The organism is Methylobacterium sp. E-065 (genome assembly GCF_022829605.1).
Taxonomy (GTDB): Bacteria; Pseudomonadota; Alphaproteobacteria; order Rhizobiales; family Beijerinckiaceae; genus Methylobacterium.
Genome location: NZ_JAKSYD010000263.1, coordinates 1 through 25,382 on the forward strand (window position 1 = coordinate 1; position 25,382 = coordinate 25,382).

A 25,382-nucleotide genomic window follows, 5' to 3' on the forward strand; every position below is an offset into this window, starting at 1 on the left:
TGCTTATAGGCGTGCCGGGTGAGCACCCGCCCGCGGGGGGTGCGCTGCACGAAGCCGCGCTGGATCAGGTACGGCTCGATGATGTCCTCGATCGCGTCCCGCGGCTCCGACAAGGCCGCCCCGATCGTCTCGATCCCCACAGGCCCGCCCCCGAACGAGCGCGCGATCAGGCTCAGGTACTTGCGGTCCATCACGTCGAGCCCTGCCTCGTCCACGTCGAGCAGCTTCAGCGCCCGGTCGGCGATCGCCCGCGTCACCGTCTCGGCCTCCGCCACGATCGCGAAGTCCCGCACCCGCCGCAGCAGTCGCCCCGCGATCCGCGGCGTGCCGCGTGCCCGCCGGGCGATCTCGTTGGCGCCCTCCGCCGACATGCCGATCCCCAGCACCCGCGCCCCGCGGGCCACGATCTGCTCCAGCTCGTCGATCTCGTAGAACTCGAGCCGGATCGGGATGCCGAACCGGTCGCGCAGCGGCGTGGTCAGCAGGCCCGCGCGCGTGGTGGCGCCGACCAGGGTGAACTTGGGCAGCTCGATCTTGACCGAGCGCGCCGCCGGCCCTTCGCCGATGATCAGGTCGAGCTGGTAATCCTCCATGGCCGGGTAGAGGATCTCCTCGACCGCCGGGTTGAGCCGGTGGATCTCGTCGATGAACAGGACATCGCGCTCGTCGAGATTGGTGAGCTGGGCGGCGAGATCGCCGGCCTTGGCGATGACCGGCCCGGAGGTGGAGCGGAAGTTCACCCCGAGTTCGCGGGCGACGATCTGGGCGAGCGTGGTCTTGCCGAGCCCGGGCGGCCCGACGAACAGCACGTGGTCGAGCGCCTGGCCGGTCTTGCGGGCGGCCTCGATGAAGACCTGCATGTTGGCCCGGGCCGCGCGCTGGCCGATGAACTCGGCCAGGCTCAGCGGACGGATCGTCTGATCGACGTCCTCGGTCCGCTTCTCCGGCGTCAGCAGACCCGGGCGCGTCGCGTTCGGGGCTGGCGGCCGGGCCGTCGTCATCCGCGAGACCATTCAGGCCGCCGCTTTCACCCGGTCGCGCGTGGCCTCGAAGGGCTGCACGAGGACGCGCCGTCCGGTCAGGTCGTGGACGGTGACACGCCATTCGGCCCAGTCGGTCCGGTTCGCCAGCGCGCGCCGCACGTCGGCCGCGACCTTCTGGGCCCGGGCGCCTAACCGGCCGGCGGCGCGAACCTCGGCGCCGCGGGCGTCGAACACGCATTCGAGGCCGTTGGTGCAGTGGAAACGGTAGCGTGCCATCCCGTGCTCCTCTTGGCCGCCTTCGGCCCACCCTTCGTGTTCACTATATGTTCTTAATCACGCGGGATCTAGCCCGGGCGAAGCGTCGCATCCATTGCGATTTCCGGCGCGATCCCAGCCACCTGCGACCCGGCACGGAACATGGACCGTCCTTCGCGCTTTCCGGCCAATACCCCTCGCCCAGCGATCCGGGACGCCGCATGACACGCTCCGCACTAGTCGCCCTCCTGCTCGTGGCCGGCTTGGCGACGCCCGGACGGGCCGAAGAGGCACCGGCCGACTCCGACGCCCTCAAGCCGATGATCCAGTCGGACAGTCTCGTGTTCAACGGTGTCACCCGCTCGGCGGACGGCCGGGTGTTCTCGCCGTTCCAGCGCCAGTCCAAGGACACGGGGATCGAACTCGGCGAGTGGAAGGACGGCAAGGCCGTGGCCTATCCCGACGCGGGGTGGAACGCCTGGAAGGCCGGCGACGACCCGGCCAAGGCCTTCGTGGCGGTCAACGCCATCCGGATCGGGCCGGACGGCGACCTCTGGGTGGTCGACAAGGGCGCCCCCGGCATGGGCGAAGCGCCGCTGCCGGGCGGCCCCAAGCTCGTGCAGATCGATCTCGCCACCAACACCGTGCGCAAGGTCTACCCGCTGCAGGCGGCCACCAACGACCGGAGCTTCATCGATGATTTCCGCTTCAACGGCCGCAAGGTCTACCTGACGGATGCCGGGCAGCCCGGGCTGCTCGTCCTCGACCTCGACACCGGGGCCCTGCGGCGGGTGCTCGACGGGCATTGGTCGACGATCGCGCAGCGTCCGCTCACCGGCCAGGGCCGGGTGCTGCGGGACGACAAGGGCAAGCTGCTGTTCATCCACGCCGACCAGCTGGAGGTCGCGCCGGACGGCAAGACCTTCTACTACCAAGCCTGCACCGGCCCGCTCTACAGCATCGAGACCCAGTATCTCGACGATGCCTCCGTGGGCGATGACGAGCGGGCCAAGCACGTCAAGCTCCATGCCGCCACCGTGGCGACGGGCGGCACGGCGATCGACGCATCCGGCACCATCTACACGAGCGACACGGATGGCCTGCGCATCCTCAAAATTGCACCGGACGGCACGATGAGCACGCTCGTGCAGGATCCCCGGCTGGTCTGGGTCGACGCAATGTGGATCGACGAGCAGGGCGGCCTCTGGATCCCGGCCGCGCAGATGAACCGCACGCCGGCGATGAACGGCGGCGAGACCTCGGCGGTAAAATTCCCGACGACCATCTATCGGATGCAGATCGACGCCAAGCCGCTGCGCAACTGAACGCGTCTCTATCCGGCCGATGCGCGCCCGGAGACCCAACACGGGTTCTCGGGGTTGACGGGAGGCGGCCGACGGCGACGCATCGCAGGACGCGGAAACAGGACGCAGAGGCAGGACGGAGGGTATGACGATCATGTCCGGGATGCGGTGCCCGCGCGCGGCGCGGGTTCTTCTGGCCGCCGGCCTGCTGGTCGGGGCGGCTCTTCCGGTGCGCGCCGCGGGATCCCTCACGATACAGGAAACCCGCCTGCACACGCCGCCGGATTCGCACGAGCCGCAGCGGGCTCAGGTCGAGTTGCGCAACACCGGCTCCGATCCGGCGATGCCGGTGACGATTCTCTGCACGTTCACCGGGGCCGGTGGGGCGGTCCTCGATACGCAGACGGCCTCGGTGCCGGAGATCGCCGGCCGCGCCACCGCGCAGGCCGAGGCGATCTACTACGGCTATCCCCGGGCGAGCGGTGCGGCCTGCCGGCTCGCCGAGCCGCGCTAGGATGGAGACTCGATCCGCTTGATCGTCCGAAGGATCGCTGAGGGTGGCAAGCAGCCCGTCCGCTTATCGGGGCATGGAGTGCCAAGCGGACCGGCTGCTTACGTTCGTTGTGCCCCCATCGGCTTCAGCGTTCCGTCACTGTGAATCGACATGGACGTTGAGATGGGGGCGTTCGACGTACCGCCTCAGACTTGGGCCTGACCGCCGTCGACGAACAATTCGACGCCGTTGACGAAGCTTGCCTCGTCGGAGGCCAGGAACAAGACCGCATTGGCGACCTCCGTCGCCTCGCCGACGCGCCCGAGGGGGATGCGCGAACCCAGGAAATCGAGAAGGCCCTGCTGCTTTTCGGCATCGTCACCGGCGAGGCCGACGAGGCCGGGCGTGCGCGTCGCGCCGGGGCTGACCACGTTGATGCGGATGCGGCGCTCCTTCAGGTCGAGGATCCAGTTGCGCGCGAAGTTGCGCACCGCCGCCTTGCTGGCGGAATAGACGCTGAAGGCCGGCGTCCCTTCGCTGCCGGCGGTCGAGCCGGTCAGCACCACCGCACCGCCATCCTTGAGGAGCGGAAGGGCCTTCTGAACGGTGAAGAGCGTGCCCTTCACGTTGGTGGCGAAGGTGCTGTCGAACTGCTCCTCGGTGATGGCACCGAGCGGCGCGAACGCACCACCGCCGGCATTGGCGAAGACGACGTCGATCTGTGCGTGCTTCTGCTGGACGACGTCGTAGAGGCGGTCGATGTCGGCGAGGTTCGCCATGTCGCCGCGAACACCGGTGATCCGGCCGCCGATCTGTGTCACCGCCGCGTCGAGCGCGTCCTGACGGCGGCCGGTGACGAACACCGAGGCGCCCTCCCGCGAGAAAGCCTTAGCGGCGGCGAGGCCGATGCCGCTGGTGCCGCCGGTCACCACCACCACCTTGTTCTGGAATCTGCCGGTCATCGTCGTTCTCCGTGGTTCGGCTGCCTGTGAGCCGCTGCCAGAGAGATGCTCCTAGAACGATGATGCGGACAGACGGCGGATATGGCACGTAGCGTTCCAATTGAGGAACGATGATGCGCGCAGACCTCAACGACTACGTCACCTTCGCCGAGGTCGTCGCCCATGGCGGTTTCACCGCGGCAGGTCGGGCGCTCCGCGAGCCGAAGTCGAAGCTGAGCCGCCGTGTCTCGGCGCTGGAGGCTCGGCTCGGGGTGCGGCTGATCGAGCGCTCCAGCCGACGCTTTCGCGTCACCGAGGTCGGACAGACCTTCTACGAGCGCTGCCGCGCCATGATGCTGGAAGCCGAGCGGGCCGAGGCGCTCGTTGCTGAAGCCCAGGCCGAACCGCATGGCTGCATCCGCATGAGCTGTCCGCCGAACCTCGTGAAGGTGGTGTCGGCCATCGCACGCGGGTTCCTCGACCGCTTCCCGAAAGTCCGGCTCCAACTCGTCGTGACGGATCGAGCCGTCGACCTGATCGCGGAGCGGATCGACGTCGCGCTCCGCGTCCGCCACGCGTTGACGAGCGACGCATCCCTCACGATGCGGTCGCTGGGACGATCCCGCTGGATCCTCGTTGCCAGCCCACAGGTCGCGAGCGGCCTCGGTGCCGACCTGGCCGACCTCGCCTCGGTGCCGACCCTAGATACGAGAGACGAGGCGGGCGAGACCACCTGGATGCTTGAGCGCGCGGACGGGACGGCGCATGTGGTGCGCCACGAGCCCCGGCTGACCTGCGCCGACTACGCGGTTCTCTGCGAGGCGGCTGCGGACGGACTAGGCGTCGCCTTCCTGCCTGATCACGCCTGCGCGGCGCACTTGAACTCCGGCAGGCTCGTTCGCGTATTCCGGGACTGGCGGAGCCGGGACGGCATCGTCCATATCGTTTTCACGACCCGCCGCGGCCTGCCGCCCGCCGTCCGCGCCCTCATCGACCATCTGGCGAACGAATTTCCGGATTTGTGAGGGCCAAGACGGGGCGTCGACGCTCGGCCGCTGCGGTAACGCCTCGGACAGGTGGCGCGCAAACCCGGTTTCCGGCAGAAGGCGCCCACGCAACGTCCGTCTTGTCGCAGGCTGATCCCCGTGCCCGCCACCCTCTCAGCTCTCACCGAGACCGGCCGCGCCCCGCATGCATGCGCCCCGGCGCGGCGGGGCGCCTGACCATGGATGCGCCCGGGCCCGACCACCTTCTGCAGCGCGCCCTGGCGCTGGAGGCGGAGGCGGCCGCGCTGCGCGCCCGGGCGGCGGGATGCGCGGCCATGGAGGACCGCCGGACGGCGGGCGCGCAGCGCCCCTGGGCGGCCCTCGACGGCGCCACGCACATCGCCCTCATCGCCACCGACCCGGCGGGTCACGTCACGGACTGGAATGCCGGCGCACAGGCCATCCTCGGCTGGACCGCGCACGCGATGCGCGGCCGGCCGGTCGCGGAGCTGTTCACCCCCGAGGACCGGGCGGAGGGGCGCCCGGAGCAGGCGATGCGCACCGCGCTGGACCAGGGCCGCGCCGAGGAGTCGGGCTGGCGCCTGCGCGCCGACGGAGAGCGCCGCTGGGTCTCCGGCGAGACGATGGCCGTGCGCGACGCAGCCGGAGATCTGACCGGCTTCGTCACGATCCTGCGCGACCGCACGGATCTGCGCGCGGCCGAGCAGGCCCTGCGCGCCAGCGAGGAGCGCTACCGGACCCTGTTCGAGGCCATCGACGACGGCTTCTGCGTCATCACCTTCCTCGACGGCCCGCACGGCCCGCTGAGCGACTACGTCCACGTCGAGGCCAATCCGGGCTACGAGCGGCATACCGGCATCGCCGGCATCGTCGGGCGAACGTTGCGCGGCCTCGTCCCGCCCGACGACGCAGAGGCCTGGCTCGACCTCTACGGCGGCGTGCTGCGCACCGGCACGCCGATCCGGTTCGAGCGCTACTTCGCGCTCGTGGACCGCACCATCGAGGTCTCGGCGGTCCGGATCGAGCCGCCGAGCCGGCGCCAAGTCTCGGTGCTGTTCCGGGACATCACGGCGCGCCGGAAGGCGGAGGATGCGCTGCGCGCCAGCGAGGCCCTGGCCCGTGCGAACAGCGAGCGCGTCCAGCTCGCCCTGGCGGCGGGCGCGATCATCGGCACGTGGCTGTGGGACCTGCCGAGCGACCGGTTCACCGTGGACGAGGCGTTTGCGCGGAGTTTCGGCCTCGACCCGGCCGTGGGGCGCGAGGGCCTGAGCCTGGCCCAGGTGGTGGAGACCGTCCACCCCGACGACAGGGCGGGGCTCGCCGCGGCGATCGAGGCCGCGATCGCCCGGGGCGGGGCCTACGCGCACCAATACCGGGTCCGCCGCGCCGACGGGCGCTACTATTGGCTGGAGGCGAACGGCCGCGTCGACCACGGGCCCGATGGCACGCCGCTCAGCTTCCCGGGGGTCCTGATCGACGTGGACGAGCGCCGGGCCGTGGTGGCCGAGCGGGACCGGGCCGCTGCGGCCTTGCGCAGCCTCAACGAGACGCTGGAACAACGCGTCGCCGAGCGGACCGCCGAGCTGATGCGGGCCGAAGAAGCCCTGCGCCAATCGCAGAAGATGGAGGCGGTCGGGCAACTGACCGGCGGCCTCGCCCACGATTTCAACAACATGCTGGCCGGAGTCGTCGGCTCCCTGGAGCTGATGCAGACCCGGATGCTGCAGGGCCGGGTCGCCGATCTCGACCGCTATATCGGCGCGGCCCAAGGGGCGGCCCGGCGCGCCGCCGCCCTGACCCATCGCCTGCTCGCCTTCTCGCGCCGCCAGACCCTCGATCCGAAACCCACGGACGTGAACCGCCTCGTCGAGGGCATGATGGAGCTGGTGCGCCGCACGGTCGGCCCCGCGGTGGCGATCGAGTCGATCGGAGCCGGCGGCCTGTGGCCGACGCTGGTCGATCCGAGCCAGTTGGAGAACGCGCTCCTCAACCTGTGCCTCAACGCCCGGGACGCCCTGCCCGACGGCGGCCGCATCGTCATCGAGACGGCGAACCGCTGGCTCGACCACAGGGCCGCGCAGGCGCGCGATTTGGAGCCGGGGCAGTACGTGACCCTCTGTGTCTCGGACAACGGCACCGGCATGACGGCGGACGTCGCCACCAAGGCCTTCGACCCCTTCTTCACGACGAAGCCTATCGGCGAAGGCACGGGCCTCGGCCTGTCGATGATCTACGGCTTCGCCAAGCAGTCGGGCGGGCAGGTCCGGATCTACTCGGAGTTCGGCCAGGGCACGATGGTCTGCCTGTATCTGCCTCGCCATCTCGGCGAAGCGGAGGGGGACACGATCCTGCCCGATCTCGCCCACGCACCGCGCGCCGAGCAGGGCGAGACCGTCCTGGTGGTGGACGACGAGCCCACCGTGCGGATGCTGGTGACCGAGGTGCTGGAGGATCTCGGCTACGCGGCGATCGAGGCGGCCGATGGGGTCTCCGGCCTGAAGGTGCTCGAATCGGATGTGCGCATCGACATGCTGATCACCGATGTCGGGCTGCCCGGCGGCATGAACGGCCGCCAGATGGCCGAGGCCGGGCGGCGGCACCGCCCGGACCTCAAGGTGCTGTTCATCACCGGCTACGCCGAGAACGCCGCCCTCAACCACGGCCATCTCGGCCCCGGCATGCGGGTGATGACAAAGCCCTTCGCGCTGGAGGCGCTCGCCACCCGGATCCGGGGGATCATCGCGGGCGAGGCTTGATCGCCAGGCGTTCCTGCGGGGAGATATCTTGAAACAAGTGCGCATATTGCGCACATTTTAGCATGGACTTCGAGTGGGACGATGCGAAGGACGAGGCGACGCGCGGAGCGCGGCTTCGGTTTTGCGGACGCCGCCGGAATCTTCCTCGGTCGCTGCATCGAAAAGCAGGACACGCGCCAGGACTACGGCGAGGTTCGCATGGTGGCGACGGGTGAATGGGACGGGGATTTCTACACCGTCGTCTACACGGATCGGCGGGAGGCCGCAGGTCGGACGATCCGCCGCCTCATCTCGGCGCGGCTGGCGAACAGGAAGGAGCGCAGGGCATGGCACGCATGACGCTGGACGAGATCCGGACTCGCGCTTCGACGGTCGATCGCGCGAAGGTCGACGCCACCACGGAAGCGGACATCGAGGCGCAGCGCGCCGCTGACGGCAACGCCGATCTCGACGGGACGGTCGGCGCGCGCGTGGTCGAGTCGCCGCGGGCGCTGCGCGTTCGCCTGGGCATGACGCAACCCGAAATGGCCGCCGCGCTCAGGATCCCGCTCGGCACATGGCGCAACTGGGAGCAGGGACGCGTGAGCCTGGAACCGGCCGCCGCGGCGCTGCTGCGCGTCGTATCGTTCGATGCCGATCTTGCTCTGACGGCATTGGCGACATAGCGCGAATTTCAGACACCTCCCCAGACCGCGCCTGCCCCCCGCTGCGGCGACAGGCTCCGTCATCAGCCCCGCACCGTTTTCCTGAAGCGGCTACCAGGCAGTTCACGCCGTCGCCTGCGGCCGGTCGCAAGCTGCCGCACGGTCGATCGCAGCGCTACGCCGGGCCCGCACGCCTATGACGGCACGCCACCTCGGGACTTAAGCGCGGGAACCGGACAGCGTGGCCGTTCTTATGATGGCGGGCGGGTGCAAGGGATGACCGGCCTGGCCGCGACGGGTCGAACGGTGAGGCGACAGAGGATCTGCCGTGGATACGCAGAACGTTCCGGCCGAACTGAAGAGCTATTTCGACAGCGCCCACATCGCCCTCGCGCTTGCCGCCGTCACCGCCGACAACCCGCTGCTGCTGGTGAATGCGCCGTTCCACAAGCTGACCGGCTATGACGCGACGGACGTCGTCGGCCGCAATTGCCGCGTCCTGCAGAAGGATGCGGAGAACCGGGAGGCCCGCGCCAAGATTCGCGCCTTCCTCGAAGACGATCGGATCAATGCCGTCCGGACGACGATCGTGAATTTCCGCAAGGACGGGCGGCCGTTCGTCAATCTGCTGTACATGTCGAAACTGAAGGCGCTTTCGGGCGAGGTGCGCTTTCTTTTCGCATCCCAATTCGACATCAGCCGCTCGCAACCGGAGTTGCTTTCTGCGTACGATACCGAACTGAGCCGGACCCTGTCTCGGTTGAGTCCGACGCTTGTGGAGAGCGGCATCGTCATCGACGGGTCGCTGATGACGATCGCCAACACCGTCGCCACCGTCGCGCAGGCGAAGCTCACCCTCGCGGATCTCGATGCACCAGGATTTCCTTGACGAGCCCGGGGCGGGAGCCCCGGAGGTCCTGGGCGGCGCCGGTCAGGTCGTGGCCGCGCCCTTCACCGGGCCGGTGGTGGGGATCGGGGCCTCGGCGGGCGGGCTCGAGGCCCTGCGCGAGATGCTGGCCCGCGCCCGGACGCCGACGGGCATGGCCTTCGTCATCGTCCAGCACCTCGATCCCAACCACGAGAGCATGCTGGCCCAGTTGCTGGACCGGCATACCGGGCTGGAGGTGCTCCAGTGCGAGGGCGGCGAGCGGATCGCCGGCGACAAGGTCTACATCATCCCGCCGGGCCGGGGCTTGGTCATCCAGAACGGCGTCCTCGAACTCACGCAGTTCGCGCAGCCGCGGGGCTTACGCCGGCCGATCGACGATTTCTTCCTGTCGCTGGCCGTCGATCAGCAGGCCAGCGCGGCCTGCGTGATCCTATCGGGCACCGGCGCGGACGGCACCACCGGCCTGCGCGCCATCAAGGAACATGGCGGCGTCTGCGTGGTGCAGCAGCCGGATACCGCCCGCTACGACGGCATGCCGGTCTCGGCGGTCGGCACCGGCCTCGTCGACTTCGTGCAGCCGCCGGGCGAGATCGTGGATTGCCTCTCCGCCTTCTTCCGCCGCCGCGGCACCGATGCGGAATCGGGCGCGGTGTCCGACTATCTCGACGACCTGTGCCGGGTGCTTCGCGCCGCCGTGGGCCATGATTTTGCCGGCTACAAGCGCACCACCCTCGGGCGCCGGGTCGAGCGGCGCATGCACGTGCTGGGCTCCGAATCCGGCCGGGCCTATCTCGCCCGCGTCCGCGCCGACAAGGGCGAGTGCGAGGCCCTGTTCCGCGACCTCCTGATCAACGTCACCCGCTTCTTCCGCGACGCCGAGCTGTTCGAGACCTTGCGCGAGCGGGTGGTCGAGCCGTTGCTGCGCAACCGCGATCCGGACGAGGACATCCGGGTCTGGATCCCGGGCTGCTCCAGCGGCGAGGAGGCCTACAGCATGGCCATGCTGTTCGCCGAGGCCGCCCGCAGCCTCGACCTGCCGCTGGCCGTGCAGATCTTCGCCACCGACATCGATGAGCGCATGCTCCAGATCGCCCGGGAGGCGAGCTACCCGGCCGCGGCTCTGGCCGACATCCCGGCCCCGATGCGCGAGCGCTACATCATCCCGCATGCCGAGCGCTTTACCATCGCGGCCGAGATCCGCGACCTGATCCGCTTCTCCAGCCACAGCCTGGTCAAGGACCCGCCCTTCTCCCGGATCGACCTGCTCTCCTGCCGTAACCTGCTGATCTATTTCGACGAGCGCCTGCAGCAATCGGTGGTGCCGCTGTTCCACTACGCGGTGCGGCCGGGCGGCTACCTGTTCCTCGGCCCCTCCGAGAGCGTGAGCCGGTTCGAGCACCTGTTCCCCGTCCTCGACCAGCACGCGCGCCTGTTCGAGCGGCCGCCGGGCTCGCCGCAATACCCGATCGACCTGCCCGGCAGCGCCCGGCGCGGCGAGGTCCGGCGCGGTGGGCGCGAGGAGCGCCGGGGCGAACCATCGATCGCCGACGAGTCGGCGGCGGTGCGGCGCGTGATCGAGCGCTACGCCCCGCCCAGCATGGTGCTGAACGAGGATGGCGGCATCATCAGTGCCTACGGGCCCCTGAGCCGCTACTTCGACTTCCCGGTGACGCGCACCGGCGGCACCAGCGCGATCACGCTAGCACGGCCTGGCCTGCGCGACGTGATCGGCCCCCTGCTCCGGCGGACCCGGGACGCGCGCAAGCGCGTGGCGGTCCGGAACGTGGAGGTGCGCTCGGAATACGGCCTGCAGCAGGTCGAACTGATCTGCGATCCGCTACCGGACGGCTCGATGCTGCTGGTCCTGCGCGACACCAGCGCCTTCGAACCGTCGAGCGACCTCGACCTGCTCGACCTGGACGCGGGCGGCGACCATGTCGAAGCACTGGAAGAGGAATTGCTGCGCACGCGCTACAAGCTGCGCTCGACCGTCGAGGAATTGGAGACGACGAACGAGGAGCTGAAGAGTTCCAACGAAGAAATGATGTCGATGAACGAGGAGCTCCAGTCGACGAACGAGGAGCTGTCCACGGTCAACGACGAGCTGAAGACCAAGGTCGAGCAGCTCACCATCGCCAATGCCGACCTGCGCAACTTCTTCGAGTCGACCGACCTCGCCGTCATCGTGCTGGACCGGGAGCTGCGGGTGCGCAGCTACACCGCGGCGGCCACCACGATCTTCCCGCTGCAGCCGGGCGACCGGGGCCGGCCGCTGGCCGACGTCGCGAGCCGGCTCGCCGGCCAGGACTATCTGCACGACGCGCAGGCGGTCTGTACCGGCGGCTCGGCCATCCAGCGGCGCCTCACCACTCGGGACGGCGACCGGACGCTGTCGTTACGCGTCCTGCCCTATCGCCTGCAGAACGGCAGCATCGACGGCGCCACCCTGGTGCTGACCGACATCACCGAGGCCCTGTCGCTGGAGCGCCAGCTCGCGGCGGAGCGCGAGCGGTTGGAGCTGGCCGTCAAGGCGGGCGGGATCGGCGTCTGGGAATACAGCCCGGACGCCGGGACCATCGTGGTCGACAGCACCGCCGGCACGATATTCGGCCTCGCACCCGACACCCCGCACCCGGTCCCGGCCCTGGTCGCCACCGTGGTGCCGGAGGACCGGGTCGGCCTGGAGGCGGCGCTGGCCGATGCTGCCCACGGGCTCGACGAGTTCGAGGCGCGCCTGCGCGTCCGGGCGGCCGACCACGCCCCCCGGCACATCCGGAGCTACGGGCGCCTGACCAGAAGCGGCGACCGGAAGCGCATCGTCGGCGTCTGCATCGACGTGTCGCCGGAATACGCGCTGGCCGAGACCCGCGACCTGATGCTGCGCGAGATGAACCACCGGGTGAAGAACCTGTTCGCGATCATCGGCGGCATGATCTCGGCGGGCTCGCGCACGCATCGCGACATCGGAATCTTCGCCTCCGACATGCGCGATCGCATCTCGGCGCTGGGCCGGGCCCATTCGCTAGCCGACCCCACCGACGGCCAGGGCCTGAGCGACCTCGCGGGCCTGATCGGCGCGACCCTGCGCCCGTACCGCGACCATGTCCCGACGGTGATCGAAGGGCCGCTCGTGGCGATCAACTGGCGGCACGTGTCGTCGCTGGCGATGATCCTGCACGAATGGGCGACCAACTCCGTGAAGTACGGAGCGCTCGGAGCCGAGGACGGGTCTCTGTCGGTGACCTGGGACCGGGGGCCGGACGGGCTGATCCTGGACTGGTGCGAGCGGATGGCCCGGGTGGCCGAGCCGCGGCAGGGCCGGGGCTTCGGCTCGCTGCTGGTCGAGATGTCCCTGCGCCAGCTCGAAGCGACCGTGGAGCGCAGCCACGACGCCTCCGAGTACCGGATCGTGCTGCGCCTGCCGGACTCCGCGCTCACGACGGGGTGAGACCGTCCGCCCAACCCATCTCCGGGTCGGAGCGTGTCACGCGGTCCCGCTGGCTGGGCCAGGCCTGCGCACCGGCCGGCTGACGAACCGGGAGCCTGCGAGCAGGAAGCGCCAGGGCGTCTCCGCGCCGCGGGTGATCCCGATCCGCCGGTCGCTCACCACCTCGGCCGGCGCCGTGCGGGGCGTGAACCGGAACGGCGCCCGCCCGACCGGCCAGCCGTCCTGGGCGCCGGTGACGCCGAGGGCCTGACACAGGCGGCCGGGCCCGGCGCAGAGCAGCCGCGCCTCGTCCATACCCCGCCGGGCCTGCATGACGGGCATGCCCTCGGTCGGCGCCAGCGCCCGGATCAGCACCGCGCTTCCCGGCTCGCACACGAGGTTCAGGCACCAGTGCATCCCGTAGGAGCGGTAGACGTAGACCGTCCCGGGGGCCCCGAACATGCTGGCGTTGCGCCGGGTGGGGCCGTTGAAACTGTGGGAGGCGGGGTCGGTCCGGTCATAGGCTTCCGTCTCGACGATGACGCCGCCCGCCCCGTCGACGAACAGGCCGGCGCCGATCAGGTCCGTCGCCACCGCGGCGGCCGGTCGGGCGAAGTCGAAGTCCAGCATCGGATCCCGGGGTTCGGCTCGAGGTTCGGGGTGCCGCGTCGACGGAGGTAACCCGCGGCAGGCCGCCGGGTCGACCCGCCACGCAGCGCAGTGAACACGCAAGCGACGAAATAGATCGGGCGCGATACACGTCTTGCTGGTACGAGGGTCACGGAAATGCGAGCCGCCGGCCGATCCCCTCGGACCCCAGCATGACGCGCACAGCCGCGATCGCGACGCTGCAACCCGCCGGAGAGTCCACCGGCGCCCGGCCGGCCGTTGCCGCGCCGCGGCGGGTACTCCTGACGGTGCGCCGTCTCCGGCTTGCGAGTGGTCTGGTGCTGTTCGGCTACGTGCTGACCCACCTGATCAACCACACGCTCGGCAACGTCTCCCTGGCCGCCCTGGAGGACGGCCTCGACGTCGTCACGGCCCTCTGGCTCAACCCGCTGGGGCTCGCGCTCCTGTACGGCGCGCTCTCGCTCCACATCCTGCTCGGGCTCCAGGCCCTCTACGCGAGCCGCTTCTTCCGCCTGCGGGCTGGCGAGATCCTGCAACTCGGCTCCGGCCTCCTGATCCCGCCGCTGCTCGTCAGCCACATCGCCGGGACCCGGATCGCCTTCACCACCGAGGGGCTCGACAAGGGCTACGCGCAGGAACTCTACGCCTTCTGGGTGGCGGACCCGATGCTGGGGGCGCTGCAGGCGGCCGTGCTGGTCATCGCCTGGGTCCATGGCTGCGCGGGCCTGTATTACTGGCTGCGGCTGAAGCCCAGCTTCGGGCGCGCGGCGCCGGCGCTGCTGGCACTGGCGGTGCTGGTGCCGGTCGTGGCGCTGCTGGGGTTCGCGCAGGGCGGCCGGGCGATCCGCGCCCGGGCGCAGGATCCCGCTTGGCGGGCAGTGGAACTCCAGCCCATCCATATTGGGCGGCCCGATCAGGTGGCCCGCCTCGCCGATATCCGGGACCGGATGCTCCTGATCTACGCGGGCCTCATCGCAGCGGTCATCGCGGCCCGCGGGGCGCGGACCCTGTCGGAGATCCAGCGCGGGACGGTCCGGCTCAGCTATCCGGACGGGCGGGTGGTCCGGGTGCCCCGCGGCACCAGCGTGCTGGAGGCGAGCCGGCGAAACCGGATCCCGCATGCCAGCGTCTGCGGCGGCCGCGGCCGGTGCTCGACCTGCCGGATCCGGGTCACGGATGGCAGCGACGGCACACCGCCGCCCGGCCGGGCCGAGGGGGCGGTGCTGGCGCGCATCGCCGCCGGGCCGGGGGTGCGCCTTGCCTGCCAGTTCCGGCCCGAGACCGACCTCGCGGTGGTGCCGCTGCTGCCGCCGCAGCCGCGGATACGCCCAACGGACCTGCTCGACCGGGCGGAATCCGGCGAGGAACGCTTCATCGTGGCGATGTTCGTGGATCTGCGCGGCTCCACCCGGCTCGCCGAGGAGCGGCTGCCCTACGACACGGTGTTCATCATCAACCGCTTCCTCGGCGCGGTGGGCGAGGCTGTGCGGGCCGCGGGTGGCTCGACCAACCAGTTCCTCGGCGACGGGCTGCTGGCCCTGTTCGGCCTGGAGGGCGAGCCCGAGCAGGCCGCCCGGGACGCCCTGCGGTCGGTGGACCTCATCGGCGAATCCGTCGACGCCCTCAACCGCCTGCTGGCCGAGGATCTGGAGCACATCCTCCGCTACGGCATCGGCGTGCATGCCGGCCCGGCGATCGTCGGTGAGATGGGCGACGCCACCGACGCCCGCTTCACGGCGCTCGGCGACACCGTCAACGTCGCCGCGCGCCTTCAGGGACTGACCAAGCGCCTCGGCTGCGTGGCCGTGGTGTCGGAGGCGGTCTACCGGGCGGCTCGCGTCGCACCGGAGGCGGTCCGAGACATCGCAGTGGACGGACGGTCCGATTCCGTGCGGGTCAGCGTGATCGGGAGCCTCTGAACGTGACCGGCCTCAGGCCGGGCGCCGCGCGGATCCGTCCCTGAGGGCGGGCGCCAGCGCCAGCATGAGTGGCACCGCGGCGAGCGCCGTCGCGGCCGCAGCCGCAGCCGCCCAATGCGGGCCGGCCGCGTCGCCGAGCCGCCCGTAGAGCAGCGGCGCCGCCAGCGCGCTGCCGCCGAGCGTCCAGGTGTAGAACACGGCGAACGCCCGCTCGACCTGGCCGCCCGGGGCCAGCTCCGGCACCGTGCCGTAGAGCACCGAGGAGGTGCCGTTCAGCATTACGCCGAGCACCGGCAGCAGGAGCAGCACGGGCGCCAGCGGCAACGCGATCACCGCCAGGATCATCACGGCGGTCCCGGTCTCGGTAAGGATCACCGTGCGGGTCACGCCCAGGCGCTCGCCGATCCGGCCGCAGACGGCCTTGCCCAGGGCGCCGCCGATGAAGACGAGGGACAGCGCGAGGCCGACCGTGGTGAGCGCCGCGCCCTTCTCCTGCATCAGGAACGGCAGGTAGATCAGGAAGGCCGGCCGGGCGGCGTTGTCGAGCATCCCGATCGCGACGAGGAGCCTGAACCCGGTCCGGCCCGCCGGCACACCATCGGCGTGCGGCGGTTTCCGCGCTGCCGGGCCCGGACTGGTCCCGTGTGAGTCAGGATCACGCGGTAGCAGGCGGCCGACGGCGAGCGCCACCGCGAGGCCGACAGCCGCCACCACCCAGAGGGCGTGGCGCCAACCCGTTAGCGTCAGCAGGAAGCCGACCAACGGCGGAACCGCCGCCTTTCCGAGATCGCCGGTGAAGTTGTAGGTGCCCAGCGGCCCCCGGGCTCCGGGTCCGTAGGCCCGGGCGATCACCGCCGAGGCCAGGGGATGCTGCGTGCTGCTGCCTGCGCCGCCGAGCAGTAGGCCGATTCCGAGCCCGATCAGGCCGCCCGAGGCACCCGCGACGGCATAGCCCAATGCGCTCAACAGGGTGCCGAGCGCCAGGACGGTCCGGGCGCCGAGCGATTGGGCCAAGCGGCTCGCCGGCATCTGCAGCGCCGCCAGTGCGCCGTTGTAGAGCGAGCGCAGCAGCGCGAGGGCGACGTAGTCGAGGCCGAACTCGGCCTGCCAGACCGGCAGCAGCACGTAGATGAGATCGGTATAACCGTCGTGCAGGGCGTGGTTCAGCCCCGTGACCGTGAGGATGCGCCGCGTCTCCTGAGGAGCTGCGGGCTCGGACGACACGGTCAGGTTCGATGCGAGGGCCATCCTGTCACCTTCTGGCTGCCGTCACAGGATGGCTGTCTGGTTCGAGGCTGACAAACGACTTATGCTGACCCGCGTGTGAGGAAACCTGACCCGTGCATCGCCGGCTGCCGCCACTGAACGCCGTGAAAGCTTTTGAAGCCGCGGCGCGCCACGCGAGCTTCACCCGGGCGGCGGACGAATTGCACGTCACCCACGGGGCGGTGAGCCGTCAGGTGCAGACGCTGGAAGACTGGCTGGGCGTGCCCCTGTTCGAGCGCCACAACCGCCGGGTCGTCCTGACAGAGGCCGGAGCCGCCTACGCGGCCGAGATCGGCGCCGCCCTCGACCGGATCGCCCTGGCGACCGCCCGTCAGGTGGAGCGGGGGCGCCCGCACCTGCTCCACGTCAACGCTCTGGCGACCTTTACCCTGCGCTGGCTGATTCCGCGCCTGTCCGGCTTCCAGCGGGCCAACCCGTCGGTCGAGCTGCGGCTGACCACCTCCAACGTTCCCCTGGCGCGCCTGACCGAGCCGTTCGACGTGGCGATCCGGGGCGGACCGGAGACCCGCCCGGGTCATGTGGCGGAGCCGTTCCTGTCCGAACGGCGCATCCCGGTCTGCAGCCCGGCGCTGCTGCGGCGCCTGCCCCTGGACGAGCCCACGCAGCTCCGGCAGCACACGCTGCTGCACGCCGCGACGCTCCCGCGGGTCTGGCCGGACTGGCTGCGGGCAGCCGGCGTGCCCGACCTCACGCCCCAAGCCTCGGTGACGCTGGAGCATTTCTACCTGACGCTTCAGGCCGCCCTGGACGGGCTGGGGATCGCCATGGGGCCCGAGCGCCTGATCGCCGACGACGTGGCGGTGGGGCGCCTCGTCCTGCCCTTCGCGGGTCCGGCGCTGCCAGCGCGCAGCTACTACACCTACGTCCCGGAGACGCGCACGGAGGATCCCGCGATCCGCGCCTTCTGCGGCTGGCTGGCCGAGACGGCGCGGCTTCCGTGAGCCGCGTCAGCGCGACGGGCCCCTCCGCCATGCGGGCTACGATGTTTACAGATCTTGGGTAGATACCGGCGTTGGTGACGGAGCGCGGCCTGCCCCCCCTCTCCCGGGCGGGCTTGCGGATTTACACTTCTCTGCTGGATGCCAAAGGCTTGAGAATCAAGCGCGTTTCCCCTCCCCCCTGCGGGGAGGGGCCAGGGGTGGGGGTGGCTCAGGATCGAGCGCCCCGGTGCCTTCTGCACCACCCCCACCTCCAACTCCTCCCCGCAAGGGGGAGGAGAGCGCGTCTCCGCCCGCGAAGTGTGAACATCTACGCCCGCTCGGGAGTGGGGACCCGCACTCGTCTCTGCAGCGATGTGGCCGGACCCAAAGCGTAAATCCACGGCTCGCACAGAAGAGCAGCCCACGCCCTTCCAAGCTGGCGCGCATCTGCCAAGACCGCGATGCCGTGCCGCCTGCAGCCGTCATCGCGAACGCAGCGGAGCAACCCATGGCGGCAGACCACCACCCGGCCTCGCAATGACGGGCCCGCGCCTCACGTTTGAAGTGGCGCGCGGCGTCGGCGCGACGCATGGTCGAGATCGGAACGCGCCCGATCCCGTCCGGGTTGGCGTGAGACGCTTCTGCCAAAGGTGACCGCATGGCGCGCAAGCGTCCCCGTCCGACGATCGAGAGCCTGATCGAGTCCCTGGGGAGGCTCGGCCTGTCGCCGGAGGCGGTCGATCTCGACCGGCTGCTCGCCCATCTCGAACTGCCCGAGTACGGCGCCGAGGTGGAGGACGAGCGCGTCGCCCAGGTGTTGCGCGCGATGCGGGCGGCCCGGGCCTTCGCGGAGACCGGCGTTCCGGTGATCCGGAAGGCGATCCCGACCCTGCGGGCCGTGGTGACCAAGGACCACCGGATCACGTGGCTGGTCCGGACCGAGATCCCGCTCCTCGACAACGGCCGGCTGGACCTGCGGCTCGACATCGCCCCGGACCCGGAGGCCGCCGCGATCCTCTCCCGCATGGCGGCCCGCAACGATCCCACCCTCGGCCTGGAGCCCTTGCGCGAGGCCCTGGCGCGCACTGCGCTCGACGCCACCCGCAGCCTGCACAAGCCGGTCGACCGACTGCGGGCGCAGCTGCTCGTGGATCTCCGCGAGGTCGGGGCGGATGCCGCCGCCTACATCGCCCACATGGATCGCTCCCTGCGGTCCCGTGTGTTCACCTACGGCGCGAAACTCCCGCGTTCCCTCAACGACACGCTCACTCCCGTGCGCCGGCACGCCAAGGCGGTGGCCCGCGAGGGCTCGCGCCTGCGCCGCCTGCGCGATCAGGTCGGGTTCGGCGCCTATATCGAACGCTTCACGGCCGCCCGGCGCCTCAACCGGAAAATCCTGTTCCACATGGGGCCGACCAATTCCGGCAAGACCTACGCGGCCCTGCAGCACCTGACTGAGGCCGAGACCGGCGCCTATCTCGCGCCGCTGCGCCTCCTGGCGCTGGAGAACTACGAGGCCCTGCGCGAGCGGGGCCTGCGCGCCGGCATGATCACCGGCGAGGAGGTGCTGGGCGAGGCGAACCCGACCCACACCGCCCGCACCATCGAGACCGCCGACCTGACCCGGCCGATCGACGTGGCGGTGATCGACGAGATCCAGATGTTGTCGGATCCCGACCGCGGCTGGGCGTGGACCAACGCGCTGTTCGGCGTCGCGGCCCGGACGGTGATCGTCTGCGGCTCCGACGACGCCCTGTCGTATGTCCGCCGGGCTGCGGAGGCCGCCAACGAGTCGCTGGAGGTAATCCCCTTCACTCGCAAGTCGCCGCTCCTGCTTGTCGAGGAGCCGGTGCCGCTGGAGAAGGTCGAGCCGGGCGACGCGGTCGTGGCCTTCTCCCGCCGGGCCGTGCACGAGAATCGCGAGATTCTGGTGGCGCGGGGCCACCGGGTGGCGACGATCTACGGCGCCTTGTCGCCGGAGGTCCGCCGGGCCGAGGCCGCACGCTTCCGCTCCGGCGAGGCCAACGTGCTGGTCACCACCGACGCGATCGGCATGGGGCTCAATCTCGGGCCGCTCAAGCGGATCGTGTTCTCGACGGTGCGCAAGTGGGACGGGACCGCCGAGCGGGCGCTTACCCATTCCGAGATCCGCCAGATCGCCGGCCGGGCCGGCCGCTACGGGCATCAGGATGTCGGCTACGTGGCGGCGACCGAGCCCTATGCCGCCGAGCCGATCCGCACCGCCCTCTCGGGCGCCCCGACGGCACCGGCGGCCGATACGCAATTCTTCGTCCGCCCGGATCTCGGGGCGATCCGCTCGGTCGCCGAGGAGATGCGCACCCACAGCCTGTACGAGGTGCTGACCCATTTCGCCCGGGCGACCTTCTACGCGGGCTCGCCGTTCCAGCCCTCCGCGCTCGAGGAGGTGCTCGACGTCGCCCGGACGGTCGACCGGGCCCGGCTGCCGATCGAGGAAAAGTTTGCCTTCTCGGTCTGCCCGATCGACCGGCGCGACGAGATCGCGATGGGCCTGCTGGAGCGCTGGTGCCAGGCGCGGGCGGCGGGCCTCACGGTCCCGGCGCTGCGCGGCAACCTCGCGGGCGCGCTCGACTACCAGGAGCGAACGGTGAAGCTCGCCAGCGCCTATCTGTGGCTGTCGCGGCGTTTCCCCGAGACCTTCGACGACGTGGAGGCGATCCGCCACATGCGCGGCCGCGCCAACGAGTCCATCGAGCAGCATCTTCGCGAGACCGCGACCCGCAAGGCCGAGCGGCGCACCCGCCGCAGCGCCGGAGGCCGATGACGGGCGGGACCTGAAGTTCTGGATTCAAAAGGCCTCAGGCCTTTTGCGGGTGCAGGGCAGCGCCCTGCTGTCGGACTATGCCCAATCGTCGGGCTTCAGCGCGACGCGCGCCAGGGCTTCACCCCGGCAACCGACCAAAGGGCAAGCCCTTTGGAATCCCGGGATGCGATCGATCCGCGATCAGGCGCCGGCCCAACCGGATGCAGGGCCGCTCGACGAAGCGATGGACCGGGGCCGCGATGGCCAGCGCGACCAGCATCGCGGCGGCGATCAGCGCATGGCCGGGAACGACGAGACCCGCGGACCGGGCGGCGGCGATCACCACCTCCTGGGCGACCGGGCCAAACAGGTAGAGGCCGTAGCTCACCGCGCCGAGCCACGCGAAGAGCGGCGCCTCGATCCGGCAGCGCGTGGTCATCAAGGCGAAGAGCAGGAGCGCGACCCAGTAGGTGGCGGTGTAACGGTACCACGTCTCGCCGAAGCCGAGGTCGCGCCCGTAGGCGAGCACCGAGATGACGGGGATCGCCAGCGCGATCAGGGCCAGGATGCCCAGCGCGGCCCGGCGGGCCTCCGGCTGGTCTTCGACATGCCAGCGGCGCCAGAGCGTTCCCCAGAACATGATCGCGAGGGCCAGCGGCAGCGCCACCGGCAGGGCCTTACCGAGATGGTAGCGCGCCACCGCCATCAGGATGGCCGCCGCCAGCATCACCACCGCCGCGCCCGCGAGGCCCCGCGTCCGCTGGAGCAGACCGGCACAGAACAGGAGCACGCAGAGCCCGTAGAAGATCAGCTCGATCTGCAAGGTCCAGTACAGCCCGATGATGTTCTCGATGCCAGCGAATTGCTGGAGCATCGTCAGGTTGGCCATCACGGTCGAGACCGGGAGATCCCGGCCCAAAGCGACGTAGAAGGCGCAGATGCCCATGGGGATCGACAGCCAATAGGCCGGATACAGGCGGAAGAACCGGCCGATCGCGAAATCCCGGACGGGGGTCCGGCTGCGCGCGTCGAGCGAGTAGGGCACGACGAAGCCCGAGACGGCGAAGAACATCACCACCGCGACCTTCCCGAGATCGACGGATTGGGTGAGCGCCTGGAACAAGGCCCACTCGATTCCGCCTCCCGCCTGTCCGGTCTTCACGAGATGGTCCGCGAAATGGAAGTAGATCACCGCCAGGGCGGCGAAGCCGCGGATCGTGTCGACATAGCCGAGCCGGGCGCCTCGCATCGCTCCACCTGTGAAAACGCAAGATCACGGTGCGCATTCGACAGCGCACCACACCGGAAACAGTAGAGCCATTCCCTGTCCGCTTCACATCCAAATCGATCGCGAACCCCAAAACTGTCCAGACAGGGTTAAGGCGGGTGCACGGCAGAGACGGCAATCCGCGGACACGCGAGGGGGCCCGGACCGCGATCAGGCCGGCCAGACCTCCGCGAGGGTCCGGCGCAGATCGGCCGGCATGAAGGGCTTGACCAAGCAGGCGTTCACGCCGGCGCGCCGCACGGCCGTGAAGGCGTGGGCGTGCTCCTTCGTGGTCATCATCACGAACAGCGTCTCCCGCAGGCGACGGTCGTCGCGCACCCGGCGGAGCAGCTCGAAGCCGGTCATCGGGAACATGTGCAGGTCCGAGATGACGAGGCCGTAGGCATGCGCGCTCAGCATCGCCAGCGCAGCGGCCCCGTCCGGGGCCTCGTGCACGTCGCGGACGCCGATCTGTTCGAGGACGGCGCGGACCACCGTGCGGATCAAGGGCACGTCGTCGACCACGAGGACGGGCATCCGCCGCGGATCGAGCACTGGTTTGGATTGAGGGTGCGGCGCGGGTGATGGAGATCCGGATGGCGCACTCATGCCGCGGCCTGCGTGGTCGAATCCGGGAATTCCGACACGATCGCCGCCTGTACGCGTGCGGCCAACGCCCCGGCCTGGCCCGCCCGCGCGTCGGCCGCACGGGCGCAGGCTTCGGCGGCATCGGCCCGCGCCGCGGCGGCTGCGATCCGAGTGTCCGCACGGCGGCCCGCCGCGTCGGCCAAGGTCTCGGCCTGCTGGGCTTGCCGCTCCGCAGAGACGACCGCGTCGCGGGCACGCCGCAACGCCTGCCTGCAGGAGCGATCCCGATCCTCCGCATGGGCCTCGATCTGGCGCAGACGGCGTGCGGCCGCGCGCACCAGATCGACCAGCCCAGTCCAATCGGGCAGCGCCGGCGCCGCTTGTGACGCCGGCGCCGGCTCGTCCAGGCCCGGGACAAGGCGCAGGCGCGTGTCGGATCGCCCATCGAACACGGCAGCACGATCCGAGCCGATGCTGTCGCCGGGCCGGGGACACGGACCTTCAAGAATGTTCTGGACTTCGCTCACGACACACTTCTCACGGCCGCATGTAGTGATATGAGAAGACTTTATTGGTAAATAGATCGTTTAGTCATAGTTCACTATGTGCTGAGTCGCTCGGCAACACCTGGTTTTGACGACCGGATCGTCAACGATCGTGCTTTGCACAGGCACCGCCCGCGGCTCGCCGCTGGTTGGCAGGAATCGGGTCCGAGCGCGTTCCGAGCCGGCAGGGCGCGAAGCTTTTGTTTTGAAGAGCCATCGTGCGCCGAACTGGCATCCGCGTCGGCAGAGAGCATGTCAGCCGCAGCCCATCGGCGTCTCCTGATTCCGTCGCGATCGAACGGGTCGAGACGCGAAGGGGTGGCGCGCCATCGCCTCCAGATCTGTCAAGCTTAATCGAGATGTACAGTATCTACTTATTTTCGCGCCGACCGAAACGGTTAATGCGCATAAACATAGTTAACACAGCGACAAACATGTGAATCGGATCCGAATCAATCAAACACTGCTTGCTCTCGTCGCCGCAACTGTCCCCTCATGCGGATATCAGCATGGGTGGGTGCAAGGATGAAGTACTTAAGCATGGCCTGCTTTGCAGTGATCGCGCTTAATCTGTCCAGTCCCGCTTGGGCCGGCCGCGGAAACGCCCTCGCGGGCGGCTGGGACAGCACGTTGACGAACGGGAAGCAGAACGCGGCTCCGGCAGCGACGCCGACCACCACGAGAACGACCGCCTCGACATCCCTTTTCAGCGCCGGGATCTTCGCAGGATCGTCCTTCAGTCTGAGTTCCGTGGGTGGCGGGTCCGGCGGCAACACAGGGGGCGCCCCCTCGCCGGAGGTCAATGCCGCCCTCAGTCTGATCCTCGTCGGCGGCACCGTGGCCTTCCTGCGTCGGCGGCGGTTCCGCAATGCCGAGCCGCAGGCCTGACGGTTTCGCCATGACCGAGCGCGCGCGGCGCGGCACTGGCATGCGGTCGGACACGGCCCCTGCGGGTCTCGCCGACCGGGCCGCCGTCTGGGCCGTGCTGCTCTTCTCCGCGGGCACCATGCTGTCGGCGATCGTGCAGCGCCATCTGTTCGAAAAGGTGCAGACCGCACAGCATCTCGTCGAGTTCAATGCCGGCGAAGCGTTCGCGCTGGCCGCGCTTCTGTCACAGCTCCTTGCCATGCCGGGTGGCAGGATAGCGCTGACGCGCTCCGATCGCGCGATCCTGGTGGTGTCGGCGCTCGCTTGGTTCATCCCCGAGCAGCACGGGGTTTACCTGGCGATGACGCTCGCCGGCAGCTGGTTTCTGCTCACCAAGCGGGCGGATCGCTACTGGGCCGGCATCGGGCAGATCTGGCTCGCCCTCTCGATCTACGCGTTCTGGGGCAAGCTCGTCTTCAAGATCCTCTACCAGAGCATCGAGGGCGCGGAGATCGGCCTGATCTATCGAATCGGCCGTCTGGTCTACGATGGACTGGGGACGGAAGGAGCAAGCCTCAGCGTCCGTGGTGATTGGGCGATCGTCGTCCTTGAAGGATGCTCGTCCTTTCACAACCTGTCGCTGGCGGTACTGATCTGGCTATCCATCCTGAAGATCGCCGATCAACCCGTGAGTCGCCCGGCGCTGGGTGCGCTCGCAACGAGCTTCGGCCTCGTGGTGGCGATCAACGTCGCACGCATCCTGGCGATGCTCCCATCCCGGGAGGCCTACCATGTCTGGCATGACGGCCAGGGGGCGTCCCTGGTGGCGCTGGCATCCGTGGTGGCGATGATCGTTCCGGGACTATTCTGGATCGAGGAGCGCAGATGCGTGCCGAGACGCCGAGCCTGACCGCGCCAGCGCGGGGTTGCCTCGTCCTGTTGAGCCTCCTCCTGGGAGCATCGCTTGCGGTCCGCGCCTATGCGCACGCACAAGCCGCCGATCCAAGCGGGATCGCGGCCCCGGGGGCGGGCTTCCCTCCGATCGATCTCGGCGCGGGCACCTCGTTGCCACGCGCAAGCGCCGGACGTCACCGTGTCGCGGCGGGTTCGTGCGCGCGCGCGGCCCTCGTTACCTTCGTCTGGGTCGGCCCCTACGGATCGGATCCCTCGCTGGTCGACACGCCGGACCCCGAAGATCAGGTGTCCTACATCTATCGTGGCTGGAACCTCGGACACCGATCCGCGACCGTCAGCCTCAACGCGATCTATTTCATGCGCTTGGCCCAGGCCCGGCTCAGCACCGGGCGAAGCCCGGCGGCCGACGACATCGCGGTCAAGATCGTCGTGCCGGCCGGATGCGATGCCACGCCAGACGATGTGCTGGCGGCCTTCCGGAAACAGGTCAGCTTGACGGACTGAGCCTGGCGACGGCCCGACTGTCAGCGGTGACCGGCCTTGGCCGGCCCGCGCACGGCATTTCGCGATCGCTGATCAAAACGAAGAAAGCCCCCGTTCTGGAGAACGGGGGCTTTTGCTGATCTGATCGTGTGATGTTGGTTGCGGGGACAGGATTTGAACCTGTGACCTTCAGGTTATGAGCCTGACGAGCTACCGGGCTGCTCCACCCCGCGCCAAGGTGTTGGCGTATCCCGCTGGGTGCAGCTTGGTGGGCTGCAGCTGCGGCGGGGGCCGGATCGGTGTCGTGTCGAGGGAATGGCGCGGGCTCATGCGAGCGTTGCGCGTTTCGATTGCGATGTGCAGGTCTGGCGGCGACCGACTCTCCCGTGTCTTGAGACACAGTACCATGGGCGCTGGCGTGTTTAACGGCCGAGTTCGAGATGGGATCGGGTTCTGGGCACGCCGCTCAGGCCACCAGAC

General features: G+C 69.8%; 22 protein-coding genes, 1 tRNA gene and 1 rRNA gene. 14 read left to right on the forward strand and 10 right to left on the reverse strand.

Features of this window, described 5'->3' with window-relative positions:
* Window positions 1-1,001 (reverse strand): Holliday junction branch migration DNA helicase RuvB (ruvB, locus tag MKK84_RS30675; RefSeq protein ID WP_243926063.1); only part of this gene is annotated, 1,001 nt, incomplete at its 3' end.
* A gap of 12 nt (window positions 1,002-1,013) precedes the next feature.
* Window positions 1,014-1,259, reverse strand: a complete 246-nt coding sequence (locus MKK84_RS30680; RefSeq protein ID WP_243926065.1) for a DUF6894 family protein — start codon at window positions 1,257-1,259, stop codon at window positions 1,014-1,016.
* 200 nt (window positions 1,260-1,459) lie between these two features.
* Here MKK84_RS30680 and MKK84_RS30685 point away from each other — a divergent pair, with 200 nt between their 5' ends.
* Window positions 1,460-2,563, forward strand: a complete 1,104-nt coding sequence (locus MKK84_RS30685; RefSeq protein WP_243926067.1) for an SMP-30/gluconolactonase/LRE family protein — start codon at window positions 1,460-1,462, stop codon at window positions 2,561-2,563.
* Window positions 2,564-2,687: 124 nt separating this feature from the next.
* Window positions 2,688-3,056, forward strand: coding sequence for a hypothetical protein (locus MKK84_RS30690; protein ID WP_243926069.1), 369 nt, complete (start codon window positions 2,688-2,690; stop codon window positions 3,054-3,056).
* A gap of 185 nt (window positions 3,057-3,241) precedes the next feature.
* Here the strand turns inward: MKK84_RS30690 and MKK84_RS30695 are convergent, their stop codons facing one another.
* Window positions 3,242-3,997 (reverse strand): SDR family NAD(P)-dependent oxidoreductase, encoded by a 756-nt coding sequence (locus tag MKK84_RS30695; protein ID WP_243926071.1) that lies wholly within the window; start codon window positions 3,995-3,997, stop codon window positions 3,242-3,244.
* Between the two features lie 110 nt (window positions 3,998-4,107).
* Between MKK84_RS30695 and MKK84_RS30700 the strand changes: the two genes are divergently transcribed.
* The 6 genes from MKK84_RS30700 (at window position 4,108) to MKK84_RS30725 (ending at window position 12,720) form a co-directional block, all read left to right on the forward strand.
* On the forward strand, window positions 4,108-5,001 hold the full coding sequence (locus tag MKK84_RS30700) for a LysR substrate-binding domain-containing protein (RefSeq protein WP_243926073.1): 894 nt from the start codon (window positions 4,108-4,110) through the stop codon (window positions 4,999-5,001).
* 170 nt (window positions 5,002-5,171) lie between these two features.
* Complete coding sequence (locus MKK84_RS30705; RefSeq protein WP_243926074.1) at window positions 5,172-7,739, forward strand: PAS domain S-box protein; 2,568 nt, start codon at window positions 5,172-5,174, stop codon at window positions 7,737-7,739.
* An 81-nt stretch (window positions 7,740-7,820) separates the two neighbouring features.
* A complete protein-coding gene (locus MKK84_RS30710) occupies window positions 7,821-8,078 on the forward strand; it encodes a BrnT family toxin (RefSeq protein ID WP_243926076.1) in 258 nt (85 codons plus the stop codon).
* Window positions 8,066-8,404: a helix-turn-helix domain-containing protein gene (locus MKK84_RS30715; protein WP_243926079.1), complete on the forward strand. Its 339-nt coding sequence runs from the start codon at window positions 8,066-8,068 to the stop codon at window positions 8,402-8,404. The genes MKK84_RS30710 and MKK84_RS30715 overlap by 13 nt, the downstream gene beginning before the upstream one ends.
* A gap of 307 nt (window positions 8,405-8,711) precedes the next feature.
* Window positions 8,712-9,272 carry a PAS domain-containing protein gene (locus tag MKK84_RS30720; RefSeq protein WP_243926081.1) on the forward strand — a complete coding sequence of 187 codons (561 nt, stop codon included), beginning with the start codon at window positions 8,712-8,714 and terminating at the stop codon, window positions 9,270-9,272.
* Window positions 9,253-12,720 carry a CheR family methyltransferase gene (locus MKK84_RS30725; protein WP_243926083.1) on the forward strand — a complete coding sequence of 1,156 codons (3,468 nt, stop codon included), beginning with the start codon at window positions 9,253-9,255 and terminating at the stop codon, window positions 12,718-12,720. The genes MKK84_RS30720 and MKK84_RS30725 overlap by 20 nt, the downstream gene beginning before the upstream one ends.
* Before the next feature lie 36 nt (window positions 12,721-12,756).
* On the opposite strand, the gene MKK84_RS30730 is transcribed toward MKK84_RS30725, so the two are convergent.
* Window positions 12,757-13,329 (reverse strand): DNA-3-methyladenine glycosylase, encoded by a 573-nt coding sequence (locus tag MKK84_RS30730; protein WP_243926086.1) that lies wholly within the window; start codon window positions 13,327-13,329, stop codon window positions 12,757-12,759.
* A gap of 191 nt (window positions 13,330-13,520) precedes the next feature.
* Between MKK84_RS30730 and MKK84_RS30735 the strand changes: the two genes are divergently transcribed.
* Window positions 13,521-15,248: an adenylate/guanylate cyclase domain-containing protein gene (locus MKK84_RS30735; RefSeq protein WP_243926088.1), complete on the forward strand. Its 1,728-nt coding sequence runs from the start codon at window positions 13,521-13,523 to the stop codon at window positions 15,246-15,248.
* A gap of 12 nt (window positions 15,249-15,260) precedes the next feature.
* On the opposite strand, the gene MKK84_RS30740 is transcribed toward MKK84_RS30735, so the two are convergent.
* A complete protein-coding gene (locus tag MKK84_RS30740; RefSeq protein WP_243926091.1) occupies window positions 15,261-16,496 on the reverse strand; it encodes an MFS transporter in 1,236 nt (411 codons plus the stop codon).
* Between the two features lie 92 nt (window positions 16,497-16,588).
* Between MKK84_RS30740 and gcvA the strand changes: the two genes are divergently transcribed.
* Together gcvA and MKK84_RS30750 are read left to right on the forward strand one after the other, a co-directional pair.
* Window positions 16,589-17,476: a transcriptional regulator GcvA gene (gcvA, locus tag MKK84_RS30745; RefSeq protein ID WP_243926093.1), complete on the forward strand. Its 888-nt coding sequence runs from the start codon at window positions 16,589-16,591 to the stop codon at window positions 17,474-17,476.
* A 637-nt stretch (window positions 17,477-18,113) separates the two neighbouring features.
* Entirely contained in the window at window positions 18,114-20,258 is a 2,145-nt protein-coding gene (locus MKK84_RS30750) for a helicase-related protein (protein WP_243926095.1), read from the forward strand.
* 118 nt (window positions 20,259-20,376) lie between these two features.
* Here the strand turns inward: MKK84_RS30750 and MKK84_RS30755 are convergent, their stop codons facing one another.
* The 3 genes from MKK84_RS30755 to MKK84_RS30765 form a co-directional block, all read right to left on the reverse strand.
* Window positions 20,377-21,486 carry an acyltransferase family protein gene (locus MKK84_RS30755; RefSeq protein ID WP_243926097.1) on the reverse strand — a complete coding sequence of 370 codons (1,110 nt, stop codon included), beginning with the start codon at window positions 21,484-21,486 and terminating at the stop codon, window positions 20,377-20,379.
* Between the two features lie 189 nt (window positions 21,487-21,675).
* The gene (locus MKK84_RS30760) at window positions 21,676-22,041 is read right to left on the reverse strand and encodes a response regulator (RefSeq protein ID WP_243926099.1); all 366 of its coding nucleotides are present in this window, start codon (window positions 22,039-22,041) and stop codon (window positions 21,676-21,678) included.
* Window positions 22,042-22,109: 68 nt separating this feature from the next.
* Complete coding sequence (locus MKK84_RS30765; RefSeq protein ID WP_243926102.1) at window positions 22,110-22,619, reverse strand: hypothetical protein; 510 nt, start codon at window positions 22,617-22,619, stop codon at window positions 22,110-22,112.
* A gap of 648 nt (window positions 22,620-23,267) precedes the next feature.
* On the opposite strand from MKK84_RS30765, the gene MKK84_RS30770 reads away from it, so the two are divergent.
* The 3 genes from MKK84_RS30770 to MKK84_RS30780 are packed head-to-tail and all read left to right on the forward strand — an operon-like array spanning window position 23,268 to window position 24,923.
* Window positions 23,268-23,525: a hypothetical protein gene (locus MKK84_RS30770; protein WP_243926104.1), complete on the forward strand. Its 258-nt coding sequence runs from the start codon at window positions 23,268-23,270 to the stop codon at window positions 23,523-23,525.
* Between the two features lie 10 nt (window positions 23,526-23,535).
* A complete protein-coding gene (locus MKK84_RS30775; protein WP_243926106.1) occupies window positions 23,536-24,414 on the forward strand; it encodes a hypothetical protein in 879 nt (292 codons plus the stop codon).
* Entirely contained in the window at window positions 24,390-24,923 is a 534-nt protein-coding gene (locus MKK84_RS30780) for a hypothetical protein (protein ID WP_243926108.1), read from the forward strand. Before MKK84_RS30775 ends, MKK84_RS30780 begins: the two co-directional genes overlap by 25 nt.
* A 135-nt stretch (window positions 24,924-25,058) precedes the next feature.
* Here MKK84_RS30780 and MKK84_RS30785 read toward each other — a convergent pair.
* A tRNA-Met gene (locus tag MKK84_RS30785) sits at window positions 25,059-25,135 on the reverse strand.
* Between the two features lie 130 nt (window positions 25,136-25,265).
* Window positions 25,266-25,381: ribosomal RNA gene (rrf, locus tag MKK84_RS30790) — 5S ribosomal RNA — on the reverse strand.
* Between the last annotated feature and the right edge of the window lies 1 nt (window position 25,382).

What these genes read in the sequence shown, in the direction of transcription:
- MKK84_RS30680 (WP_243926065.1), bottom strand. Translation starts at nt 1,259, where the DNA reads ATGGCACGCTACCGTTTCCACTGCACCAACGGCCTCGAATGCGTGTTC.
- MKK84_RS30685 (WP_243926067.1), top strand. Translation starts at nt 1,460, where the DNA reads ATGACACGCTCCGCACTAGTCGCCCTCCTGCTCGTGGCCGGCTTGGCG.
- MKK84_RS30690 (WP_243926069.1), top strand. Translation starts at nt 2,688, where the DNA reads ATGACGATCATGTCCGGGATGCGGTGCCCGCGCGCGGCGCGGGTTCTT.
- MKK84_RS30695 (WP_243926071.1), bottom strand. Translation starts at nt 3,997, where the DNA reads ATGACCGGCAGATTCCAGAACAAGGTGGTGGTGGTGACCGGCGGCACC.
- MKK84_RS30700 (WP_243926073.1), top strand. Translation starts at nt 4,108, where the DNA reads ATGATGCGCGCAGACCTCAACGACTACGTCACCTTCGCCGAGGTCGTC.
- MKK84_RS30705 (WP_243926074.1), top strand. Translation starts at nt 5,172, where the DNA reads ATGCGCCCCGGCGCGGCGGGGCGCCTGACCATGGATGCGCCCGGGCCC.
- MKK84_RS30710 (WP_243926076.1), top strand. Translation starts at nt 7,821, where the DNA reads ATGCGAAGGACGAGGCGACGCGCGGAGCGCGGCTTCGGTTTTGCGGAC.
- MKK84_RS30715 (WP_243926079.1), top strand. Translation starts at nt 8,066, where the DNA reads ATGGCACGCATGACGCTGGACGAGATCCGGACTCGCGCTTCGACGGTC.
- MKK84_RS30725 (WP_243926083.1), top strand. Translation starts at nt 9,253, where the DNA reads ATGCACCAGGATTTCCTTGACGAGCCCGGGGCGGGAGCCCCGGAGGTC.
- MKK84_RS30730 (WP_243926086.1), bottom strand. Translation starts at nt 13,329, where the DNA reads ATGCTGGACTTCGACTTCGCCCGACCGGCCGCCGCGGTGGCGACGGAC.
- MKK84_RS30735 (WP_243926088.1), top strand. Translation starts at nt 13,521, where the DNA reads ATGACGCGCACAGCCGCGATCGCGACGCTGCAACCCGCCGGAGAGTCC.
- MKK84_RS30740 (WP_243926091.1), bottom strand. Translation starts at nt 16,496, where the DNA reads ATGGCCCTCGCATCGAACCTGACCGTGTCGTCCGAGCCCGCAGCTCCT.
- MKK84_RS30750 (WP_243926095.1), top strand. Translation starts at nt 18,114, where the DNA reads ATGGCGCGCAAGCGTCCCCGTCCGACGATCGAGAGCCTGATCGAGTCC.
- MKK84_RS30755 (WP_243926097.1), bottom strand. Translation starts at nt 21,486, where the DNA reads ATGCGAGGCGCCCGGCTCGGCTATGTCGACACGATCCGCGGCTTCGCC.
- MKK84_RS30760 (WP_243926099.1), bottom strand. Translation starts at nt 22,041, where the DNA reads ATGCCCGTCCTCGTGGTCGACGACGTGCCCTTGATCCGCACGGTGGTC.
- MKK84_RS30775 (WP_243926106.1), top strand. Translation starts at nt 23,536, where the DNA reads ATGACCGAGCGCGCGCGGCGCGGCACTGGCATGCGGTCGGACACGGCC.
- MKK84_RS30780 (WP_243926108.1), top strand. Translation starts at nt 24,390, where the DNA reads ATGCGTGCCGAGACGCCGAGCCTGACCGCGCCAGCGCGGGGTTGCCTC.